Raw genomic sequence first — 15345 nt, 5'->3', positions numbered from 1 at the left:
CGGTCTCTTCTCAGGGCCGCTGCGTATGGTGGAGGCACTATGAGCGACTACGCAGAGCCTTTTTCGCCCAGCCTTGCGCCCTTCCACGAGACCTTCGGAACCTTCACGCCCGAAGCGATCGTTTTCGATTGTGACGGCGTTCTTCTCAACACCCAGAGCCTGTGGGAAGACACCCAGGTCGAGTACCTTGAGGCGCGCTCCCTCGAAATGGACGAGGAGCGCCGCCGGTGGCTTGTGGGCCGTGACGTGAAGGACGTGGTCATCGCGATCGCCGAGCTCACGGGGGAGATCCCCGAGGAAGTGGGCGAAGCCCTCAAAAAGATCTACTTCGCCAAGCTTGCCGAGGGCATCCCCGTTCTTCCGGGCGCCGCTGAGCTCCTCAAAGCTGCGAGCTCCCGCATCCCCGTCGCGGTGGCCTCGAACAGCAACCGCGCTCCGCTCGTGAGGGAACTCGCCGACGTTGGCCTTTTGCCCTACGTCGACCACGTTGTGTCCCTCGACGACGTTCCGAACCCCAAGCCCGCCCCCGACATTTACGTGCGCGCGTGCGAACTGCTTGGCGTTGCCCCCGAGCGCACCCTCGCGATTGAGGATTCGGAAACGGGCGCACAGGCGGCCTCCGCGGCTGGGTGCCGACTCATCGTCGCTCCCACGATCCCCGGTCAGAATCCCGAGGGCGAACTTGAGATCGAGGCGATCGGTGATGCCGGCCTTCGTGAATGGGCTGCGACGTGGCCCGATCGCCGCAAAGGGTATTCGCCCGTGTACAACGCGCTTGGACTCGTGCGCCACGAGATCCCCGAAGCGATCGTGACCGATTGCGACGGCCTCCTTCTCGATACCGAGGCGCTGTGGACCGAGACGCAGCTCAAGGTCCTCTACGACGCTGGCGTATCGCCTACGGAAGAGGACCTTGGAGCGCTCATGGGCACGACCCTCGAGCAGACCGCCGATATCCTCGGCGAGATGACCGGCCTGGACCCGGCTCATGTGCAACAACTCGTGACCGACGATTTCCAGTCGCGGCTGGGAAGCAGCGTCCCCGTGATGCCGGGAGCGCGCGAATTCCTCGCACTTGCCTCGACTAAGGTGCCGATCGCGGTTGCCTCCAACTCGTGGCACGAGATTCTCGAGAAGAAACTCACGGGCGCTGGCCTCATTGAATATTGTGAGAGTCTCCAAAGCGCGAGTACCGTCGAAAACCCGAAGCCCGCCCCCGACATGTACGAGGCCGGCGCGAAAGCACTCGGGTGCGAGCCCTCCCGGTGCCTCGCGTTTGAGGATTCGCCGATCGGGGCGCGCGCCGCAAAAGCCGCTGGCATGACCCTCATCGGGATTCCCTCGACGGGGCAACCGATCGACGTCGCCGACGTGACGCTCTCCTCCTTGAGCGACCCTGATTTTCTCGCGTGGGTGAAGAGCTGGCCGAACCGAAAGCAGGACTGACATGACGAGCGAGAACTTCCGCGAAACCGCACGCCCCCGCGCCTCCGAACTGCTCGGCCGTTCCTGGCTCAACACCGGCGGGGTCGATCTGAGCCTTGAGGATCTGCGCGGCAAGATCGTGATCCTCGACTTTTGGACTTTCTGCTGCGTGAATTGCTTGCACGTCCTCGATGAACTGCGCCCTCTCGAGGAGAAATGGTCGCAAGAAGTCGTCGTTATAGGCGTGCATTCCCCCAAATTCTCGTTCGAACGCGATCACGACGCTCTTATCGCCAACATCGAACGCTACGGCGTTGAGCATCCCGTTCTCGACGATCCCGACCTGCGCACGTGGAGCGAATATGGCGCGAAGGCCTGGCCGACCCTCATGGTTCTCGACACGCACGGACGCATCGCGGCGTCAATGTCGGGGGAGGGGCATGCGGCGAACCTTGACGGGATCATCTCTCGCCTCGTGAGTGAGGCGGAGTCCGACGGTAGCCTCGTGCGCGGCGATGCCCCCACCGTTCTCGAGCAGTCCGAACTTCACACGCTGCGTTTCCCCTCGAAGGGCGGCCTTTTGCCCGATGGGCGCATTGTCGTGAGCGACGCGGGGCAAAACCGCCTCGTGGTGTTCGAAGCCGATGGCGTGAGTGTCGACGAAGTGATCGGCACGGGCGAGCGCGGTTGGAATGACGGTGATGCGGGCGAGGCACAATTTTCTCAGCCGAACGGTATCGCCGTGCTTCCCCCCGAGATCGCCGACCAGGTGGGCTACGACCTCGTGATTGCCGACACCGGGAATCATCGTTTGCGCGGTGTTCAGCTCGGCAGGCGTCGGCTCCTGCGCCCCCGAATCGAGAGCCACGTGTTCACCCTCGCCGGCAACGGTGAGCAGTGGATGCAGGGCCAGGCCCTGCCCACCGGCATGGGCACCCCGATCCAGTTCGCCCTCTCAACCCCGTGGGACGTGGAGTGGGATGGCGTTTCCGGGCAGATCGTGATCGCGATGGCCGGCATCCACCAGATGTGGACCTACCGGCCCGCGGCGCTCAATGATGATGGTGAGTTCGTGGACGTGGGTGCCCTTGCGGTGCTCGCGGGAACGACCCAAGAGGGGCTCGTGGATGGCGCGCTCGTGCGCTCGTGGTGGGCGCAGCCCTCGGGTGTCACCGTTGATGCGAACGGAACGGTGTTCGTTGCGGATGCGGAAACAAGCGCGGTGCGCGTGATCGCCGCGGATCGCAGTGAGGTCACGACACTCGTGGGCGAGGGCCTGTTCGATTTCGGCCACGTGGACGGGCCGCTCGAGAAGGCCAGGCTGCAGCATCCGCTCGGTATCACCGTCCTTGCCGACGGTCGCCTCGCGGTTGCCGATACCTACAACGGCGCGGTGCGCATCATCGACCCGATTCACGATTCCGTGGTGACCGTTGCGACGGGGCTCTCGGAGCCGAGCGACCTGATCGTTGTTGATCCGATCGACGGGCTCGCGCAGCTCATCGTTGTGGAATCCGGCGCGCACAAGCTCACGTGGATCTCCATTTCGCCCGCCGCTGAGCAGGTCATCGATGAAGGGGCGCAGCAGACCGAACGACCGGCAACTGCGGTCTCGAATGCGGGGCCGCTCACCGTGAAAGTCGCCTTCACCCCTCCCGAGGGGCATAAGCTCGACGAATCCTTCGGCCCCGCCGTGCAGGTGAGCGTCTCGACGACGCCACCCGCGATGCTCGTGAGCGGAGGCGGCACGTCGAGCGATCTCGAACGTGAGATCGAGCTCGACCCGAACTACAGCGAAGGTGTGATCCACGTGAATGCGCGCGCAGCCTCGTGCGATGCCGACCCGAACGTGGAGTTCCCCGCGTGCCACATGCACCAGCAAGATTGGGGCGTGCCCGTGACCCTGACCGAGGACGGCACGCGAACGCTCGTCCTCTCGCTTCTCGCATGAGCGCCTTCAGTCTCGGGGCCGACACCGGCTGGATGCTCGTTGCCGCCGGCGTTCTTTCGCTTGTGGCCCTCGCTCACCCGTGGGTGTGGCTTGCGCGTGGCGGCGACGGCGTCGATGAGCGTGCGCCGCGGATCGGCACGCTCGTGACGGCCGCATCGCATTCGGCCCTGTGGGGCGGGCTCGGCGCGGGAGTCCTCGTGGCCCTTGCCCCCGGCGATGCCGGTGATCGGGTGTTGCGCGGCGGTTCCGTGTTTCTCGGCAGCATCCTCGCCGTTGCCGTCGCAGTGCTCGGCGCGCTCTTGGTCGCACGCGTGAGCGAGGGCGCTCCTGTTTCGAGCGAAGCCGAGGAGCCCGCGAGGAAGCCGCGCCTTTCGCGCGCGCGGGCCCTTTCGGGAAGCGTGCGCGGAATCGGCGTGGGCGCTGCAACGCTTATGCTCATCGCCCTCGTCGTCGTGAAACATGCCGATGCGGGGCCGCTTTTGCTTCTCGTTGCGCTCGGACTTGCCGTAGGTGGGGCGGCGCTGCGTTCCGGTGTCGCGCTCTCGCTGTTGGGAGAGACGGGCGCGCTCATCGATGTTGGCGCGCTCGAGCACTCGCGTGAACGGGACGCCGTTCCCTCCGCCTCCCTCTCGCCGAGGCTCGCTCGTGGACCTCTTCGTGCCGTCGATTCCGCTGCGCTTGCCGCCCTTCTTGGTGGCGCGATTATGACGCTGGGCGTGCCCATTGTGGGGCTCGCGGGAATAGTGTCCGCGCTGCTGCTCTTTTGTGGCGCACTCGCGGCGCTCATCGCTTCGTGTGTCATACCCGCCGGATCAACGCGTTCCTCGCGTTTTGTGAGCGCCGGACTCACGGGAATCATTCCGCTCGCTCTCGTGGGCTCGTTGCTCACCCTGTGGCTGCCCACTCGCTACGCGAATCTCCGCATGGCCGAAGTGGGGCTCGGAGAATTCAACGACCCGTTGCTCGTGTCACTCTTCGTCGACTCGGGCACTCAGCAGGCGCCCAGTTCCGTTGCGCGTGATGAGGTGGAACCTCTCATCGAGAAGATCGTCGCGCAATTCCCTGACTTCTACGCCAACGTGGGTGATGCCCCCGAAGCGCAAAGCGTGGTCGATACGCTCATGTTGCACGCGATCAACCCCTCGTTCGTGACGGGTCTCGCGCTCGTCATTGGAGGCGCACTCGCCCTCCTTGCGGGCCTCGCGATCGTGTGGCCGCACGTGCGAACCGAAACGGCCGTGAGGGGAGGTAGCTCCCGCGGGATCGTCGCTGCCCGCTTCGGGCGCATCAGCCCGTCGTCCGTGGGGCTCGGCTCCAGCCACGCATTAGCGCTGCTCGCCATTGCCGCCCTGCTCGGTATCGCCGCGGCGTGGGGCCTTGCGACGGCCGCCGCTGGAATCGCCTACCTCGGTTACTATCTGCTCGCACTCGCCGCTGCCGCTGCGGCAGTGATGTGGAGCGGTTTTTCGGCGATCGCGGGAGATCCCGCCCATGAGTCTCAGTCCGACGCTAGCTCGGCAACCGTCGGACTCCCCGCTTTTGGACACCCCCACGCCGCCGCCGATCGTTCCTCCCACAAGGCTCTTGCCGGCGCGGTCCTGGCGCTTGTGGTAAGCGCGGCCGCCCTTCCACTCGTGGCACCTATTGCGGGGGCGATGCGCGCGGCACAGCAGCAGGGTGCGCTGTGGGCCGATAGGCAGCTGCGTGCGTTGAGCATCGACTCGCCGACGGTCGTTCTCGGCTTTTTCTTCGGGGTCGTTGCGGTTCTTGCGGTCTCGGCGTTCGTGGCGACGCCCGCGCGCGCTGTGCTCGCCAATGCGGTGACCGAGGCGCGCATTGCCCTTTCTGACCAGGCCAGCGATGGTGCGGGGGCTGAGGACTCGGGGGATTTTGACGATGACCTTGGTTTCGAGGGCCTTGAAAGCGCACTTCGCCGCACCTCCGCAATCGTGGTGATGTGCGCACTGCTGGCTCCGGCCGTGTGCGGTTTCGGGCTCGGCGCAGCCTCACTTCCGGCTTTTGCGGTGGGCGCTGTAGCGGCGTCGGGCCTTGTGGCGTCCGCTGCGTACATGCGCGTCGCCTCGAGTGAAGCGGCCCTCGCCCGAGTCGAGCAAGGTGCGGCAGGCGGCCCGGACTCACTCGCGTATTCGAGCGTGCTCACGGAAGTTTCGGAGGCGCGTGCGCGATTGGCGCTCACGTTCTCTCTTGCCGGCGCCTCTGGCTTCGGTGTCATCGCGGTGCTCATGACGCTCGCGGCCGCGCCCGCCGTCGTGTCTCTCACGGGAGATGAGGGGACGCATCCGCTCGTGCGGAGCATCATCGTGGTCGCGGCCCTCATGGTGCTCGTCGTCCCGATCGTGCTGTCGCGGGGCCTCGAGCAGGTCGATCTCGCCGACAATTTGCGAGAAGCGAGCGAAAGCGTTGATCGGGAGTCGCGCGCCTCGAAAACGGTGCGCGAGAAGGCCTCGAGTACGCAGGTACAGTCGAAGAAATCGGCGGCGCAGTCCACACGAGGCTCGGGTGGCCGAAAGGCGCGTAAGCCCTCGAAGAAGCGCGGTGTGAGTAAGACGGCCGAGGGTGACGATGATTCGCGCGAATCGGTCGAAACTGCTGACGGTTCCTCGGACGGCTCGACTGCGGCCGATATCGATGATCTTGGCGCTGCAATCTTCGGTGGGCCTGAGGTTCCGAACAAGAAACGCGGGCGTCAACGGAAGTAGAGCTGAATTGCGCAGGTGTGAACTTCTCGCGCCGGAAAACTACCGGTGCGGGGCGTTCTCATCCCTCGCGGATCTACATCGTGCTGAATCGCTGCGGCGGTTTCCCTTCAACAGCATCGATTCGAGCCTTGTCATACTCCTGGTCTTCAGGTGTATGGGATTCCTGGTACTGACGAGCTATTATCCGAGACATTTGGCGTGACTGAGCTCGAGCTCGCTGCGCCTATCTTTAGCGATCCCTCATCGACGCCGACGGACGCGGTGCCTCACGGCACTTAAGTGCAGAGGCCAAACAAGGTTCACAGCTCTCCCGTCTTGTTCTCAGTAGCTGCAGAAAGTAGGTCTAGTCTAGGATTCCGGGCAATCTCGCTTGGCTTTTTCGACTTTTGGAGTTGGAGTCTCATGAGTGTCGTCGATCTTGCTTCCGCGCTTGTCAAAATTTCTAGTGTCTCCGGGGATGACTGCGGCATGAACCGTGTGCAAGACGCGGTGATTAATTTCGTGAGCGCCCAAGATAGCGCCGTCGTCGTCGACCGGTACAGAGGGAGTCGCCCTTGGACGCTGCTATCTACTCCAGCAGCATTAAAGAAGAGCGAGCCTGCGGTTGTCTTTGCTTGCCATACCGATACCGTCCCGATTACATCCCCGGACTTATGGACCACCGACCCATTGGGTGGAGCTATCGACGGTGACCGGCTGCTTGGTCGCGGTAGCGTTGACATGAAGGGCGGACTCGCTGCAGCAGTATTCGCACTGGTGGCTGCTACCAAACGTGGAACCCCCGCGCATCTTCTACTTACCGCAGACGAGGAAATTGGATCACGTGGTGCCGCCAACGCCGTCGAGGCCGTGAAGAAATTTCCCGTCAAGGGGATCGTTATCCCCGAAGCGACTAATCTTGACGTTCATAGCTGCCATAGGGGTGCAACTTGGTACACCTTCAACGCCGCCGGAAAAGCAGCTCACGGTTCAACTCCGCATCTTGGCTCTAATGCAATCGAAACACTTACTGAAGCTCTTATCCGGTGGAAAAGTAGTCAGCCCCTCGAGATGGATCGCAGACTCGGTACCGAGTCACTAAATATCGGAACAATTCGCGGTGGTAACGCCACCAATATCGTTCCTGATTGGGCCGCGGCAACGATCGATTTTCGAACCGTCACGCAACACGCTCCTATGGAACGCCTTAGTGGTCTTCCAGATTTAATCGATGTGGGCGTAGATTTGGACCTCGCACCTCTGACGACTCCCCAGGACAATGAGTTCGTAACGGCACTACCGGCCCAGAGCGTCGCGGAGCCGGTTCCCTATTTCACTGATGGTTCCGTACTTACTACGGCTCTCCCCGGGATCCCCATTGTTGTCTGGGGGCCGGGAGAGCCCCATCAGATGCATTCGGTGGACGAATCGATTGAGCTTGATCAGCTGGAACACGCCGTCGATCTCTTTAGCGAAGTCCTCGTCTAGCTCATACAACACCGCTCTGGAGTGGCATGACAGACTCGCCCCAAGCTACGGTCATTGGTAGGTTGAAGGGCTGGGTGTCCTCCCCTCGCCACTGGCGTTCAATCTGATCTAGGGCCATATGCGCGAGCTCGCTATACGGCTGTACAACGGTGGCGAGCCGTGGAGATGTCCAAGCGCCCGTGGGGATGCCGTCAAAGCCGATAAGAGACAAATCTTCTGGGATCCGAACTCCACTGTGTTGACCGGCCGAGATTAGTCCAATGGCTGCGATGTCGCTTGCGGTAAACACTGCGGTTGGTCGATTTTTTATCCGCATGAGGCGCGGCAAGCTAGCCGCCCCAAACGCCTCAGAATAAGGCCCCGACAGAACTAGCTGTTCGTCAAATTCAATCCCTCGGTCTTGAAGCGCTTCACTATAGCCGCTTAGGCGTTCGCGCGCCGAGCGTAAGTTTTGTGGGCCTGCAAGATGTGCAATCCGACTGTGGCCTGCACTTACGAGGTACTGGGTTGCTTGGTAGGCGCCCCCGTAGTGATCTGCTCCTACATATGAAGCCTGGAGACGCTCGGCTACTTCGAGGCTTTCATCGAGAAGGACGAGGGGGAAGTGGGCTGGAACACCCCCTAACACCTTCTGATCTCCAGACATCGAAACGTACACGGCAGAGTCAACATCGGGCGAAGCAAGTACCCAGTCCAGAATTTCTTGCTCGCGCTCGCGTGAACCGTTTGAAACGGCGATTTGTGTTCGAAGTGAGCGCGACTGGGCAGCCTCCACAAAAACCTGTGCGAGGTGCGAAAAGTAGGGGTTTGAGAGTTCGGGAAGAACGAGGGCTACGGAACGCAGCTTATTGCGGTGTCGCACGTGCCCCGTGGTCTTGAGTGCCGCTTCGACGCGGCGCTCTGTTTCGGAGTTGAGACGCAGCTCGCCACGCAGGTAGCGCGACACTGTTGATGCTGAAACGCCTGCCTCGCGCGCGACAGCCCTCATCGACACGATGAATTCCTCCAAACTCCTTGCACCCAACCGAAGGTGACTGTAATATCGAACACACCAAGTATTGCGCGATGTTGCGCAACAAGTCAAGGGAGATGAAATGGCGAAGGTTCTACTTGCTGGAGAATCGTGGATCAGCGCAGTGGTCGACCACAAGGGATACGACGCGTTTCCGCACACTCAGGTGCATATTGGTTGCGCCAAATTGCTCGAAGTCCTCAAAGAGTACGGGCACGACGTCACGCATATGCGATCTCACGACGTGGCCGAGTTTTTCCCCCGCACCATCGAAGAACTCAATGAATTTGACGTTGTTCTGCTCTCAGACATCGGCTCGAATACCATGCTTCTTCCACCCGAAGTCTTTGAACAGGGCCTGCCCAGCCCAAACAGGCTTCATCTCCTTCGCGAATGGGTTAACAAAGGCGGAGGCCTCATGATGGCTGGTGGCTACCTGTCGTTCCAGGGCTTCCAGGGGATGGCAAATTACGCGGGAACGGCTGTCGAAGATGTACTCCCCGTCAACATTTCCCGCTGGGATGACCGGATCGAAACCCCTCAGGGTGTTTCAGGTCAACTTGAACAGGCTGCTGAAGGCCATCCTGTCACCGATGGGCTCGATGCGGAATGGCCGATCCTGCTTGGCTATCAAAAGCTCGCGGCAAAGGACGACGCTAAGGTGCTAGCCACCGTTGAAGGAGATCCGCTTCTCGCCGTACGCGAGGTAGGAAAGGGGCGAACGCTAGCCTTCGCCTCCGACATTTCGCCACACTGGGCACCCGAACCGTTCATGAACTGGGTTGGATACGGTCGCCTCTTCTCTCAAGCCATTGAATGGCTTGCCCACAATTAATCCCATATTTCACAAAGGAGTTGTCAACGATGCCTTCTTCTACCCTATCCCCGGATACATCTCTACATACCCGTCCGCCAGCTCGAACCACGGCGGCTGCCGGACTCTTCGCATTCCTCACCGTTCTAGCTGGAATGCTTGGGCCAGTTCAGTCGGCAGTCAATGGGCGCCTCGGTACTGATGTTGGCGATGGGCACCTCGCCGCGATCATCTCATTCGGCGGTGGTCTCATACTGATGTTCCTCATTGTGTTGCCTGTCCCGAAACTGCGCCGAGCGTTCTTTGCCCTACCTGGGCAGTTGGTCCGCCGAGAGCTGCCGTGGCCTAACTTCTTTGCAGGTCTCTGTGGTGCGGTCATCGTGCTTTCCGAGGGGATAAGTGTCGGAGCACTGGGAGTTGCAACATTCCAGACGTCACTCATTTCCGGCATGGTCATTTCCGGTGTGATGTGCGACCGTCTTGGCATTGGCGTCGAATTCAAGCAGGCCTTGAGCTTCTTTAGAATTCTTGGAGCCGTGCTCGCAATCGTCGCCACTCTCCTCGTTGTCTCCCCCAACTTCGAGGTGCCTCACATGATCGCGCTTGCGATTCTCCCGTTCGCGGGTGGCCTTCTTGCCGGCTGGCAGCCTGCAGGTAACTCCAATATCGCTCGTCTTGCTGATTCGATGCTCGTTTCCATTACATGGAACTTCGTCATCGGCTTCACGGCGCTTACTCTTGCATTCCTTATTCGCGTTGCCATGGGAAGCGGCGAGTTCGTCGCCCCTAGCGCATGGTGGATGTACCTGGGTGGACCGCTTGGTCTGGCATCCATCGCTCTGATGGCGCTTCTTGTGCGCAAGCTCGGGCTTCTCGTACTGGCGCTGTGCTCAACCGCCGGACAGCTCATTGGCTCAATCCTCATCGACAGCTTGCTCCCCGGAATGGGGACGGTCCACACGATGACGCTCATTGGTGCTGCTGTGGCTCTGGTGGCCTCGGGTGTTGCGCTCATTCCCTCCCGCCGAATTCGTGACGATGATTCATCTGCTGACATCAACAGCTCACTGGACGGAAAGGCGCTGGCATGAGTTCAGAGTTTGGTCATGTACAAACTGTTCTGGGAAAAGTTCACGCTGATGAGCTAGGCATCACCCTGCCTCATGAGCACCTATTCAACGACTTGTCGTCGGTGCTTGCTGAGCCCACATACGAGTTCAGCACGAAGATAATCCGTCAAGAGGTAACGCCAAGCTGGCAGTGGGCCCTCAAGCAAGACCCATATTGCTGCGCCGATAATGTCGCAGCAAAGCCAGTTGATGATATTGTTCGCGAAGCGGAGATCTTTCAGGCGCTCGGTGGGAAGACGATCGTTGACGCAACAGGCTCAGCAAAGATTGGTCGTAATCCCGCTCGCCTCAAGGAGGCAGCCGAGCGCACTGGCTTGCACGTCATTATGGCGACCGGTACTTATCTTGAAAAATTTGAAAGAGCGGATATCGCCGGCCCCAGTGTTGAAGAGATTCGCGATCGCTTCTTGGAGGAACTCACCAATGGTGTTGAAGGCGTGTTTCCGGGCCTAATTGGTGAGATTGGGGTGTCGCCCGCCTTTACTGACGGTGAACGCGCGGCACTAAAAGGTGCCGGGCTAGCCCAGGCTGAATTTGGGGGCGTAGCGCTCAATATTCATATGCCTGGTTGGCAACGTCGCGGCGACGAGGTTCTCGACATCGTTCTCGATGAATGCCATGTTGATCCCCGTAAAGTGTCGCTCGCGCATTCGGACCCCTCAGGTGAGGATCTGGATTACCAGATGCGACTACTTAAGCGAGGCGTATGGCTTGAGTTCGACATGATCGGCCTCGACATTACTTTCCCCGGAGAAGGTATCTCACCAACCATCTCCCAAACGGCAAGGACAGTTGCAAATCTCATCAATGAGGGTTTTGGTGACCAGATTCTGCTTAGTCATGACCTGTTTCTGAAGCAGATGTGGGCATCCAAAGGCGGTAACGGCTTTACTGTGGTTCCATCTGTATTTCGGGAGTTGCTGATTGCCCATGGGATCGATGGGTCAGTTGTTGATGGACTGATCACAACGAACCCACAGCGGTACTTAGGGGATGCTATTCGCTAACGGAGTTATCCGCCTCATATGTTGACGGCTGGCTGCAATTTCGAGCCGCAGCCAGCCGTCTCCCATTTAGCTATCCAAGGAGATCCCATGAATCGCGTTATCGTCGTAGGTTCAGTCAACCAAGATGTCACTGTCAAGGTCGAGCGCCATCCTCTGCCCGGGGAAACTCTCACCGGCAATGGGCTCTCGTACAGACTTGGCGGGAAGGGTGCGAATCAAGCGGCAGCGGCTGCCCATGCGGGGGTTGAGACCGTGTTCGTAGGTGCCGTCGGAGCCGATAGCACCGGCGATTCGCTTCGCGATGAGCTCGCCATGCACGATGTAAATATGGAGCATCTCGCCACTATCGATACCGCAAGCGGGAGTGCTTTCATCACAGTGGCTGCAAACGGCGAGAATACGATCGTACTTGACCCCGGGGCAAACGGGCAGGTGGCGTCCGGCGCACTTGACGCCATTACTGATCTTGACTCCTCTGATGTTGTGGTACTACAAGGGGAGCTTCCGCTCGAGGTAAATATCCGTAGTATCAAGATTGCCGCAAAGGTGAACGCACGAGTGGTGTGGAATCCCGCCCCGGCGATATCGCTAAGCGATATCGATCTCACCGCTGTGACAGTACTTGTAGTTAATGAGACCGAAGCTGGGATCGCCCTCGATGTCAAGGTCCCCGAGGGGATCGAAGCAGCACTTGAGGCTGCTGAACACCTGCGAGCGCTGGGCCCCACGGCCGTACTTATTACACTGGGTGAGGAGGGCGGCGTGTGGGCCGACGGCACCAGTAACGGGCATTTTCCTGCCACGAAACCCTCGCGGGTTGTAGACACCACAGGTGCAGGAGATGCCACGGTGGGGGTACTCAGCGCAGCCCTCGCGAAGGGATACTCGTTCCCAGATGCAGTCGCAGAGGGACTGAAGGCTGGATCAGCAGCCGTGGAGAACGAAGGCGCCGCGGCCAGCTACAGCGTGATCACTCCGCTGGCATAGTCGACGTCTGACGTCTTATACGTTGCCTAAGGGAGTATTCATTGCCTGATCCTCGAGGACGATGCCCACCGGGCCAAGTTCAACACCTTCCGCTCACACCGAGCGCTGGCCTGAAACCGGCTATCTGAGGTCCACCGCGGCTTGGCTGACCCCGCGACCCCAAGGTTCTCAAGCCTGAAATCCTGCCAAGTGCTTCACGCGGGACACTTGTGAGCTAGTGCACTAGTTGATTGCGGCTGAAGTCAGTGGCCCTTAGGAGCACGCGAAGCTAGAAACGACGCCCCTAGTCGAGCGATTGCGGACGCAATTGCCGGGCCAAAGACCAAGGCGCAAATTGCCACGACCCAGAGAACGATCGCTGCATCCTTTAGGACGGTTTGGCTAAGAATTATGGCTGTGGCCGCGATCAGGCAACCGGCAATGACTCCGATCTGCGAGGCTTTCATCTAGGCTCCTGTCGCTCCAACTAGGCAAAGCACTTTCCAACGTAGGCTCCACCGAGAGTTGTGATCCCAGCTGCGCAAGCGATGCATCCAGTCCCAACCGTTACGGCGCATAACGGTGCGCAGATTCCTACAATAGCAGTGGCTGCTACAACGGAAACTCCAGCAGCAGTTAAGCAATCGATTACGTTGGGGTTTTTTGTACTGTTCGTCGCTAATGAACTTGCTTCGGTGTGCTCTCACGACGTCGTCCCAGGTTCCGGAAGGGTTGGGGCCGCTCGGTCCGATCTTTGGCGGAAAGGGGCTGCGGTGAGGGTTCGGGTCCGGTTGTGGTGCCGGTGTCATTGGTGCTGTCGCGTGTCAGCGGCTAGGGAACTGTGCACGACCGTGGGGCGTGCACGCATGGATACTGACAAATCCGCAAGGTTAGTCGAGCAGCCCCTCTTCGCGTGCCCGCGCGAGCGCCGCCGTTCTGCTCGATACTCCGAGCTTTCCGTAGAGCCGCGCAAGGTGAGTCTTGATGGTGGTGGGGGAGAGGAACAGTTCTTCGCTGATCTCGCGATTGCTCAAACCGCGATCGAGTGCATTGAGCACATCCCGCTCGCGCCCCGTGAGGGTGATGCGGTCCTTGCGCATTTCGCGCAGGAGCTTGCCCGCAACGACGGGTGCGAGCACCACCTCGCCGCTTGCGGCACGCTGCACCGCACTCGTGAGGTCGGCTGGCGCGGAGTCTTTCAAGAGGTACCCCTGGGCGCCGGCCTCGACGGCGGCGAGAATCTCGGAATCGTCGTCGTAATTGGTGAGAACGAGAATCCGCGGGTGATCCCCCCGTGCGCGAATAGCGCGAATGGCCTGTACGCCGCTCATGCCGCCGTTCGCGAACCGTAGATCCATGGTCACGAGGTCGACATCGCCCTCGCTGGCTCTTTCGACTGCCTCTTCAGCGCTGGGTGCTTCAGCGACGACGGTGAAGTCCTCGTGGCTTTCGAACACGGCGCGCAGCCCCGCGCGCACCACCGGGTGGTCGTCGGCGATCAGGATAGAAATCATGGGTACGCTCCTTATGCAGTAGCGGGGTGGAGTGGGGCAGGTCAGTCAGGGGAAACGGGCGAAACTGGAGGGCCCGACGGTGCCTGGGACACGGGGATCGTCACGCTTATGAGCGTGCCCTCCCCGGGGGCCGCGATGATCGCGGCATTCCCGCCGAGCTCACGTGAGCGTTGCACGACGAACCCGAGGCCGTAGCCGCCACTATCGCTACGTGGGCCAAGGAGCGCCTCGTCAACGTCGAAGCCCCGACCATCATCTTCGATGTCGATATGCACTTCACCATCCTCGGCACAAGCCCGAACCTCGATCCGCGAGGCGTGAGCATGGTCGAGGGCGTTCGCGAGGGAGGACTGCACGATGCGCACGAGACTCGTCGCGGTCGTCATGTCGAGTTCAGGCAGGTCTGGCGCGACGCGACACTCGATCACCGGCGTGGTGCCGCGACGGTTCGACACTGCCCTCGAGCGTGCAGTTTCAGCGACGCGTACCAAGGCAGCCTCGAGGCGAGTGGGGCCCGATCCCTTCGGCGTGAGGTGGGTGATCGCGCTTCGAAGTTCGCTCAAGGCTTCCGAGGTGGCGTCGGAAGCGGACCGCACGTGCTCGAGCGCCCCCGCACTCTCACCCGAGTCGAGCGCCTCCTCCGCGAGACCGAGCCGCAAGATCACGCTTGAGAGCGACTGTGCCGTCGTGTCATGAAGGTCGCGCCCGAGGTGTTCGCGCTCGGTAATGCGGGCTTTCTCGCGCTCAGATTCGACAAGCTGACCTTGAGCGTCGCGAAGCTCGGCGATCACGGCGTTCTTCTGGAGCGCCTCGAAGCGCATCGCGCGGTACATGTGCATGAACGCGAGCATGAGCACGGCGATCAGGAGTGGCCCCACGATCGTGCCCGTCGAAGCACCGTGGTGAAAAACCTGCCCCACGATCGTGAAAACGGTGAGGCCGAGCGTCACGAAAGCCCCGGTGCGTTCGGGAAGCAGCCACTGGGAGATGCCAATGAGGGCGAAAAGGAAATAGGTCGCGTGGGGTGTTTCCGCGATGACCATCGCCCACGCGGACGCAAGAACGGCGATGTACACGAGGGGGCGCCATGAAAAAACTGTCACTGGCTCGGCGTGAATGTCTCCCGCGTGCATGAGCAACGCGCCGCCCACGAGCATGACAACGAGCGTCACGAGGCTGAAGATCACGACGCTCGATGTGTGCGGAGCCGCGGCGAAGGTGCTTTCGAGGATGGGAATCGCAAGGAGCACGCACGCGAGTGTGGCTGCCCCCACGACGTATGGGGTGCGGGCTGAGGTGGGCATATCACCGATCCTAATTCCCTGGCCCGTGAGGTCGT

The 15345-nt window shown here is 60.9% G+C and carries 11 protein-coding genes; 8 read left to right on the top strand and 3 right to left on the bottom strand.

The features are described from left to right. The first annotated feature begins 39 nt into the window (after positions 1–39). From NBW56_RS04530 to NBW56_RS04515, 4 genes are all read left to right on the top strand, one after another. A complete protein-coding gene (locus NBW56_RS04530) occupies positions 40–1446 on the top strand; it encodes an HAD family hydrolase (RefSeq protein ID WP_250258131.1) in 1407 nt (468 codons plus the stop codon). Position 1447: 1 nt separating this feature from the next. Further along, the gene (locus NBW56_RS04525) at positions 1448–3376 is read left to right on the top strand and encodes a thioredoxin-like domain-containing protein (RefSeq protein WP_250258130.1); all 1929 of its coding nucleotides are present in this window, start codon (positions 1448–1450) and stop codon (positions 3374–3376) included. Beyond that, on the top strand, positions 3373–6096 hold the full coding sequence (locus NBW56_RS04520; RefSeq protein ID WP_250258129.1) for a hypothetical protein: 2724 nt from the start codon (positions 3373–3375) through the stop codon (positions 6094–6096). Before NBW56_RS04525 ends, NBW56_RS04520 begins: the two co-directional genes overlap by 4 nt. Before the next feature lie 402 nt (positions 6097–6498). Continuing rightward, positions 6499–7563, top strand: coding sequence for a M20 family metallopeptidase (locus NBW56_RS04515; protein WP_065248378.1), 1065 nt, complete (start codon positions 6499–6501; stop codon positions 7561–7563). Position 7564: 1 nt separating this feature from the next. Here the strand turns inward: NBW56_RS04515 and NBW56_RS04510 are convergent, their stop codons facing one another. Continuing rightward, the gene (locus NBW56_RS04510; RefSeq protein WP_082991169.1) at positions 7565–8572 is read right to left on the bottom strand and encodes a LacI family DNA-binding transcriptional regulator; all 1008 of its coding nucleotides are present in this window, start codon (positions 8570–8572) and stop codon (positions 7565–7567) included. 49 nt (positions 8573–8621) lie between these two features. On the opposite strand from NBW56_RS04510, the gene NBW56_RS04505 reads away from it, so the two are divergent. The 4 genes from NBW56_RS04505 to NBW56_RS04490 all read left to right on the top strand — a co-directional run bounded on the left by NBW56_RS04505 (position 8622) and on the right by NBW56_RS04490 (position 12513). Beyond that, the gene (locus NBW56_RS04505) at positions 8622–9410 is read left to right on the top strand and encodes a glutamine amidotransferase (RefSeq protein ID WP_223845748.1); all 789 of its coding nucleotides are present in this window, start codon (positions 8622–8624) and stop codon (positions 9408–9410) included. Positions 9411–9439: 29 nt separating this feature from the next. After that, on the top strand, positions 9440–10480 hold the full coding sequence (locus tag NBW56_RS04500) for a DMT family transporter (RefSeq protein WP_074298235.1): 1041 nt from the start codon (positions 9440–9442) through the stop codon (positions 10478–10480). Next, complete coding sequence (locus NBW56_RS04495; protein WP_065248375.1) at positions 10477–11526, top strand: phosphotriesterase family protein; 1050 nt, start codon at positions 10477–10479, stop codon at positions 11524–11526. The genes NBW56_RS04500 and NBW56_RS04495 overlap by 4 nt, the downstream gene beginning before the upstream one ends. 87 nt (positions 11527–11613) lie before the next feature. Continuing rightward, entirely contained in the window at positions 11614–12513 is a 900-nt protein-coding gene (locus NBW56_RS04490; RefSeq protein WP_250258128.1) for a ribokinase, read from the top strand. Between the two features lie 869 nt (positions 12514–13382). Here the strand turns inward: NBW56_RS04490 and NBW56_RS04485 are convergent. Both NBW56_RS04485 and NBW56_RS04480 read right to left on the bottom strand, forming a co-directional pair. Beyond that, entirely contained in the window at positions 13383–14006 is a 624-nt protein-coding gene (locus tag NBW56_RS04485) for a response regulator (protein ID WP_250258127.1), read from the bottom strand. Between the two features lie 41 nt (positions 14007–14047). Next, positions 14048–15310 (bottom strand): sensor histidine kinase, encoded by a 1263-nt coding sequence (locus NBW56_RS04480; RefSeq protein ID WP_250258126.1) that lies wholly within the window; start codon positions 15308–15310, stop codon positions 14048–14050. Between the last annotated feature and the right edge of the window lie 35 nt (positions 15311–15345).

The sequence above is a fragment of the Dermabacter sp. Marseille-Q3180 genome, assembly GCF_940792985.1.
Classification (GTDB): domain Bacteria; phylum Actinomycetota; class Actinomycetes; order Actinomycetales; family Dermabacteraceae; genus Dermabacter; species Dermabacter vaginalis.
Note: the sequence above shows the minus strand (reverse complement) of the source record. Positions and strands in the feature narration are given on the sequence as shown.